Origin of the sequence: Streptomyces sp. A 4/2, from assembly GCF_940670765.1 — a bacterium.
GTDB lineage: Bacteria > Actinomycetota > Actinomycetes > Streptomycetales > Streptomycetaceae > Streptomyces.
Genome location: NZ_CALNVW010000113.1, coordinates 1 through 269, shown reverse-complemented (window position 1 = coordinate 269; position 269 = coordinate 1). Strand labels below are relative to the sequence as shown.

Genomic DNA, 269 nt, shown 5'->3' with positions numbered 1-269 from the left:
GCCGCGCTGCTGGAGGCGGGTACGCCCAGGCCGACCTGTGAGGGGTCGAGGCCGCCTTGCAGCTGGATGCAGGCGAGTGCGGTGAGGAAGTCCACGGTGCCCTGGGAGTAGACGTTGCCGTCGCAGCCGAGCATCGAACCGCTGTTGTAGTACTGCATGTTGACGACGGTGAGGATGTCCTTGATGTTCAGTGCGGTCTTGAAGTACTCGTTGGACGTGGACTGCATGTCGATGGTCTGCGGGGCCATGGTGATGACGAGGCCCGAGCC

Annotated in this window: 1 pseudogene; it reads right to left on the bottom strand. The window is 63.6% G+C overall.

Features of this window, described 5'->3' with window-relative positions:
- Positions 1-269 (bottom strand): annotated as a pseudogene (locus NBY69_RS37260) (chitinase); the annotation flags it as partial.